Source organism: Pseudomonas sp. AGC41, assembly GCF_057334555.1.
In genome coordinates this window covers 40,721-47,355 of sequence record NZ_JBHFJB010000116.1, presented here as the reverse complement: position 1 = coordinate 47,355, position 6,635 = coordinate 40,721, and the positions used below count along the sequence as shown (strand labels likewise).

5 protein-coding genes are annotated in these 6,635 nt (G+C 62.5%); 1 reads left to right on the top strand and 4 read right to left on the bottom strand.

The features are described from left to right. Nucleotides 1–27: 27 nt before the first annotated feature. The 4 genes from ACE04F_RS19765 to secA form a co-directional block, all read right to left on the bottom strand. Entirely contained in the window at nt 28–972 is a 945-nt protein-coding gene (locus ACE04F_RS19765; protein ID WP_486109308.1) for a Nudix family hydrolase, read from the bottom strand. Continuing rightward, nucleotides 969–1,601 carry a glutathione S-transferase family protein gene (locus tag ACE04F_RS19760; protein WP_486109306.1) on the bottom strand — a complete coding sequence of 211 codons (633 nt, stop codon included), beginning with the start codon at nt 1,599–1,601 and terminating at the stop codon, nt 969–971. The genes ACE04F_RS19765 and ACE04F_RS19760 overlap by 4 nt, the downstream gene beginning before the upstream one ends. 162 nt (nt 1,602–1,763) lie before the next feature. Beyond that, the gene (argJ, locus tag ACE04F_RS19755; RefSeq protein ID WP_486109304.1) at nt 1,764–2,981 is read right to left on the bottom strand and encodes a bifunctional glutamate N-acetyltransferase/amino-acid acetyltransferase ArgJ; all 1,218 of its coding nucleotides are present in this window, start codon (nt 2,979–2,981) and stop codon (nt 1,764–1,766) included. Between the two features lie 119 nt (nt 2,982–3,100). Then, the gene (secA, locus tag ACE04F_RS19750; protein WP_305496429.1) at nt 3,101–5,842 is read right to left on the bottom strand and encodes a preprotein translocase subunit SecA; all 2,742 of its coding nucleotides are present in this window, start codon (nt 5,840–5,842) and stop codon (nt 3,101–3,103) included. A gap of 307 nt (nt 5,843–6,149) precedes the next feature. On the opposite strand from secA, the gene ACE04F_RS19745 reads away from it, so the two are divergent. Beyond that, nucleotides 6,150–6,605, top strand: a complete 456-nt coding sequence (locus ACE04F_RS19745; protein ID WP_486109301.1) for a DUF721 domain-containing protein — start codon at nt 6,150–6,152, stop codon at nt 6,603–6,605. Nucleotides 6,606–6,635: the final 30 nt, after the last annotated feature.

Genomic DNA, 6,635 nt, shown 5'->3' with positions numbered 1-6,635 from the left:
AAGAGGCCAGCAGACATACCCACAGAATCAAGCGTCAGGCCAGAACGCCCGAATCCCCGCCACCCCTTGCGCCCCGGCTTCCCAGGCTTTCTGCCGCTGATCGGGGCCGACCCCGCCCAACAGATACACCGGCCGGTCGAACCCCTCGATCAGTTGCGCCGCCTCCTCCCACCCCAATGGCTGCGCATCGGGATGGGTCTGGGTCGGTTGCACGGGGGACAACGTCACGAAATCCACGCCCATCTGCTGAGCCAGGGAGAGTTCCTCGGCGTTGTGGCACGAGGCCGCCAGCCAGCGATCGGTGCCGAACGGCCGACCCGCCGCCGCATGCTTGCGCAGCTGCGCGGCGGTGATGTGCCAGCCGGCAGACGGAAAGTCACCCAGCCATTCGAACGGGCCCTTGAGCATCAACTGCGCCTTGCCGGCACACAGCCCCACCGCGTCCACCGCCAGGTCACGGTATTGCGGGTCGTAACCGTTGGGCGCGCGCAGTTGCAGCAGCTTGATCCCGCCAGCGACAGCCTGTTGAATGCCACGCAGCAAGGCAGGTGTCTCAAGGCCTTCAGGGGTAATCAGGTAGTCGCCCGGCAAACGGGCCGCCGCGACGATCGGCTGATTGGCCGCCGGAAATTCGTAGTTCATCAACTCACGAGCCGTCACCCAGGCAAGCGGCTGGCCTTCGGCGCCATGGGGCTCGCCGCTGAACGCCGAGACTTCCCAGACATCCAGCAACACCTGCTTGTCCGGATAATCGTGGCGCACCTTGATCAGTGGCCGGGCAGCGCTGACGACAATGCCCAACTCTTCGAAAAGCTCCCGGGCCAGGGCCTTTTCGACCGACTCATCGGCCTCGACCTTGCCCCCCGGGAATTCCCACAGACCGCCCTGGTGCTGGGAATCGGCCCGGCGGGCAATCAGGATTCTGCCGGCGGCGTCGCGAATGACTGCCGCCGCTACATGTACGCGTTTCACCGGGCGATTTCCTCCAGGCCAGCCTGTTGCCATGCTTTGAAGGCCGGCCATTGATAAAGGGTTTCAACGTAGGCCGCGTCGACTTCCGGCAGTTCCACCTGGTAGGTGCGCAAGCGCACGGCAATCGGCGCAAAAAATACGTCGGCCAGGCTCAGGGTACCAAACAGGTAGGGACCGGTTTCGGTAGCCGCCGCGCGGCACTCTGCCCACAACGCCAGCATCCGTTGGATTTCCGCCTGCACATCCGTCGGCATCGGTGACAACGGCGCATCGCGGCCCAGGTCGAACGGCATGTGGGTGCGGATAGCGAAGAAGCCACTGTGCATCTGCGCACAGGCTGAACGAGCCTGGGCCCGCGCCGCGACATCCTTGGGCCAGAGACCGGCCTCGGGAAACTGCTCGGCCAGGTACTCGGCAATGGCCAGGGAGTCGGCGATCACGCCGAAGTCGGTCTTGAGCAGCGGAACCTTGGCCGTGGCCGAATACTTCAGGAGTTTTTCGCGGGTGTCGGGCTGGCCGAGCCTGACCAGTTCTTCGGTGTACTTCGCGCCGGTCAACGACAGGGCCAGTGCGCCCCGCAGGGACCAGGAAGAAGCTCGTTTATCGCCGATGATCAGGTGCAGGCTCATTTGGATTCCTTTCTTGTGGATCGATCAAGACAAAGGGATTGCTGCCAGGCCGCCTTCGCGAGCAGGCTCGCTCACACAATGGATTTTTGCTGTGAACACTTTTTATGTCACCCCGCAATACCCTGTGGGAGCGAGCCTGCTCGCGAATGGAGCGACTCGGTTTTAAGTCCGATACTCAGCGTTGATCTTGACGTACTCGTGGGACAGGTCGGTGGTCCAGATCGTTTCGCTGCGATCGCCACGCCCCAGCTCGATGCGGATGGTGATTTCTTCCTGCTGCATCACCGCCGCGCCCTGGGCTTCGGTGTAGGTCGTCGCGCGGGCGCCCTGGCTGGCAATGCAGACCTCACCGAGGAATACGTCGATCTTGCTCACGTCCAGCTCAGGCACGCCGGCACGGCCGACAGCGGCGAGAATACGACCCCAGTTCGGGTCGGAAGCAAACAGTGCGGTCTTGATCAGCGGCGAGTGCGCCACGGTATAACCAACGTCCAGGCATTCCTGGTGATTCCCACCACCGTTGACCTGTACGGTGACGAACTTGGTCGCGCCTTCGCCGTCGCGGACGATGGCCTGGGCCACTTCCATGCACACCTCGAACACCGCCTGTTTCAGCGCCGCGAACAGCGGACCGCTGGCTTCGGTGATCTCCGGCAGGTTGGCCTTGCCGGTGGCGATCAGCATGCAGCAGTCGTTGGTCGAGGTGTCGCCGTCGATGGTGATGCGGTTGAAGGACTTGTTGGCGCCGTCGAGCATCAGGTCGTGAAGCACCTGGCGGGAGACCTTGGCGTCGGTGGCGATGTAACCGAGCATGGTCGCCATGTTCGGGCGGATCATGCCGGCGCCTTTGCTGATGCCGGTCACGGTCACGGTCACACCGTCGTGCTGGAACTGGCGGCTCGCACCCTTGGGCAGGGTGTCGGTGGTCATGATGCCGGTGGCGGCCGCGGCCCAGTTGTTTTCCGAGAGGTCATCGAGGGCGGCTTGCAGCGCGCCTTCGATTTTTTCAATCGGCAGCGGTTCGCCGATCACGCCCGTGGAGTACGGCAGCACCTGGCTGGCGTCGACACCGGTCAGTTCAGCCAGCCTGGCGCAGGTGCGCTCGGCGGCGGCCAGGCCTGGCGCGCCGGTGCCGGCGTTGGCGTTGCCGGTGTTGGTCAGCAGGTAACGCACCGGCCCTTGCACGCGTTGCTTGGCCAGGATCACCGGCGCGGCGCAAAACGCGTTGAGCGTGAACACGCCGGCCACTGTCGAGCCCTCGGCGCAACGCATGACCACCACATCCTTGCGCCCGGGACGCTTGATGCCCGCCGAGGCGATACCAAGTTCAAAACCGGCAACCGGGTGCAACGTTGGCAACGGACCAAGACCAACAGCCATGAATGCGCTCCTTATAAAATTATTTCAGCACCGCCTTCATCAAGACGGCGAATCAAATGGCAAAACGCCGCGACAAGAGACTCTTGTCGCGGCGCGGGTCGCTCAGCGTTGAAACGGGTTTATTGGATCTGCCCGTGGCAATGCTTGTATTTCTTGCCCGATCCGCAATAGCACAGCTCGTTTCGGCCCAGTTTCTGCTCGTTGCGTACCGGTGCGGTGGCCAGGGCCACGTCCACATCGACGCCCTCTTCCATCGCCTGGACCACTTCCAGGCCCGGAGCTTCGGCGTGCTCGAACTGCATGCGCGCGGCCAGGGCTTCGGCCTCCTGGCGCAGGCGGGCTTCTTCTTCGACCGGATCCTCGCGGCGAACCTGAACGTGGGACAGGACCCGGATCGAGTCGCGCTTGATCGAATCCAGCAGCTCGGAGAACAGCGTGTAGGACTCACGCTTGTATTCCTGCTTCGGATTCTTCTGCGCATAGCCCCGCAGGTGGATACCGTGGCGCAGGTGATCCATGGTCGACAGGTGGTCTTTCCACAGGTCATCGAGCACCCGCAGCACGATCTGCTTCTCGAACGAGCGCAGCGCTTCGGCGCCGGCCTGGTCTTCTTTTTCGTTGTACGCGGCGATCAGTTCGGTCAGAAGTTTCTCGCGCAGGGTTTCTTCGTAGAGGTGATCGTCCTCGTCGAGCCACTGCTGGATCGGCAACGACACGCCGAAATCACTGCGCAGGGAGGCTTCCAGGCCGGCAACGTCCCACTGCTCCGGCAGCGACTGCGGCGGAATGTGTGCGCTGACAGTGGCGTCGAGCACTTCGCGGCGGAAATCGGCAATGGTTTCGCCAATGTCGTCGGCGGCCAACAGGCTGTTGCGCATGTGATAGATCACTTTGCGCTGCTCGTTGTTGACGTCGTCGAACTCCAGCAACTGCTTGCGGATATCGAAGTTGCGCCCCTCGACCTTGCGCTGGGCCTTCTCGATGGCGTTGGTCACCATGCGGTGCTCGATCGCCTCGCCCGGCTGCATGCCCAGGGCCTTCATGAAATTCTTCACCCGATCAGAGGCGAAGATGCGCATCAGGCTGTCTTCCAGGGACAGGTAGAAGCGGCTGGAGCCGGCGTCGCCCTGGCGACCGGCACGGCCACGCAGCTGGTTGTCAATACGGCGCGATTCGTGACGCTCGGACGCGATCACCTGCAGGCCACCGGATTCCAGCACCTGCTGGTGACGTTTCTGCCAGTCGGCCTTGATCTGGGCGATCTGCTCGGGGGTCGGGTTTTCCAGCGAAGCCACTTCGACTTCCCAGTTGCCGCCCAGCAGGATGTCGGTACCACGGCCGGCCATGTTGGTGGCGATGGTCAACGCACCCGGGCGACCGGCCTGGGCGATGATCTCGGCTTCCTTCTCGTGGAACTTGGCGTTGAGGACCTTGTGCTCGATACCTTCCTTGGCGAGCAAGGCGGACATGTGCTCGGAGGTCTCGATGGTCGCGGTACCCACCAGGATCGGACGGCCCTGGGCCATGCCTTCCTTGATGTCGTTGATGATCGCCGCGTATTTCTCTTCGGCGGTCAGGAACACCAGATCGTTGTAGTCCTTGCGCGCCAGCGGCTTGTTCGGCGGAATCACCACCACTTGCAGGCCGTAGATCTGGTGGAATTCGAACGCTTCGGTGTCGGCGGTACCGGTCATGCCGGAGAGCTTGTTGTACAGGCGGAAGTAGTTCTGGAACGTGGTCGAGGCCAGGGTCTGGCTCTCGGCCTGGATGTTCAGGCCTTCCTTCGCTTCGATGGCCTGGTGCAGGCCTTCGGACAGGCGACGGCCCGGCATGGTGCGGCCGGTGTGTTCGTCAACCAGTACGACCTGGCCGTCCTGGACGATGTATTCGACGTTGCGATGGAACAGCTTGTGGGCACGCAGGCCGGCGTAGACGTGGGTCAGCAGGCCCAGGTTATGGGCCGAGTAGAGGCTTTCGCCTTCAGCCAGCAGGCCGACGCGGGTCAGCATCTCTTCGATGAACTGGTGACCGGATTCGTTGAGCTCGACCTGGCGGGTCTTCTCGTCGACGGTGTAGTGGCCGGGCTGGGTCACTTCGCCTTCGACTTCTTCGACGTGCAGCTGGAGCTGCGGGATCAGCTTGTTGATCTCGATGTACAGCTTGGAGCTGTCTTCAGCCTGGCCGGAGATGATCAGCGGCGTACGGGCTTCGTCGATGAGGATGGAGTCGACTTCGTCGATCACGGCAAAGTTGAGTTCGCGCTGGAATTTTTCTTCCATGCTGAACGCCATGTTGTCGCGCAGGTAGTCGAAACCGAATTCGTTGTTGGTGCCGTAGGTGATGTCCGAGGCGTAGGCCGCGCGCTTCTCTTCCGGCGGCTGGAACGGCGTGACCACGCCGACCGTCAGGCCGAGGAACTCATAGAGCGGGCGCATCCAGTTGGCGTCGCGGCGGGCCAGGTAGTCGTTGACCGTCACCACGTGCACGCCCTTACCGGACAGTGCGTTGAGATACACCGCCAGGGTCGCCACCAGGGTCTTGCCCTCACCGGTGCGCATTTCGGCGATCTTGCCTTCGTGCAAGGTCATGCCGCCGATCAACTGGACGTCGAAGTGGCGCATGCCCATGACCCGCTTGCCGGCTTCACGGCAGACCGCGAAAGCTTCGGGCAGGATCTGGTCGAGGGTCTCGCCCTTGGCGATGCGGTCCTTGAATTCGGCGGTCTTGGCGCGTAACTGATCGTCCGAAAGGGCCACCATTTGCTCTTCGAAGGCATTGACGATCTGTACCGTCTTGAGCATGCGTTTGACTTCACGCTCGTTCTTGCTTCCAAAAAGTTTCTTTAACAAAGGCGCAAACATATCGGCAGGATCTTCCACACTAAAGGGATGGAGGGCGGCCCCATGAGTCGCCCGTGCAGCCCTCATGGCCGCATGCGAACGAGCATTCTACCCGGAAACGATGGAGAGGAAAGTGGCGTTATTCCACGATGCTGGCACAGCGCTGTGACGGGGCCTCCCTAAAATAAGGGCTTTTGCGCGAACTTCAACCCACAAAACGCAGAAGTTACTCATTGATTATGCGAGTAAAAGCCGCCGGGCGGCAGGGCTCGGGCGTATCCGGCGCTTTCTGCTACCATGGCGCCTTTGTCACTTGCGGTAATCAAACATGGCCTTCCGCCCTCTTCCAGCCAAGGCACCCGCCGTTCTGCTGCGCGAAGCCAAGCCGCTGAAAGCCATCTTCGGCCACGCCAGACGCCTGGGGCACTTGCAACGCCTGCTCGACAGCCAGCTCCAGCCCGCTGCGCGCGAGCATTGTCACGTAGCGTCCTGGCGCGAAGGCAGTTTGTTGCTGATCGTCACCGACGGTCACTGGGCCACGCGCTTGCGCTACCAGCAAAAGCGCCTGCTGCGCCAACTCCAGGCCTTCGAGGAATTCGCCAACCTCACGCGGATCCTGTTCAAGGTCCAGCCACCCACGGTGCAGGTCGGCGCCAAGGGTCATACGCTGGACCTGTCCAGCGACGCCGCCGCCACCATCCAGGCCACGGCCGATGGCATCAGCGACCCCAACCTGCGGGCAGCCCTGGAGCGATTGGCGGCGCATGCGCGGCCCAAGGACTGAGATTCTTGTCGGCTGTTGAATAGCCTTCGC

Excerpts from the sequence above, each read along its gene's own strand:
- ACE04F_RS19760 (WP_486109306.1), bottom strand. The coding sequence starts at position 1,601 with ATGAGCCTGCACCTGATCATCGGCGATAAACGAGCTTCTTCCTGGTCC.
- argJ (WP_486109304.1), bottom strand. The coding sequence starts at position 2,981 with ATGGCTGTTGGTCTTGGTCCGTTGCCAACGTTGCACCCGGTTGCCGGT.
- secA (WP_305496429.1), bottom strand. The coding sequence starts at position 5,842 with ATGTTTGCGCCTTTGTTAAAGAAACTTTTTGGAAGCAAGAACGAGCGT.
- ACE04F_RS19745 (WP_486109301.1), top strand. The coding sequence starts at position 6,150 with ATGGCCTTCCGCCCTCTTCCAGCCAAGGCACCCGCCGTTCTGCTGCGC.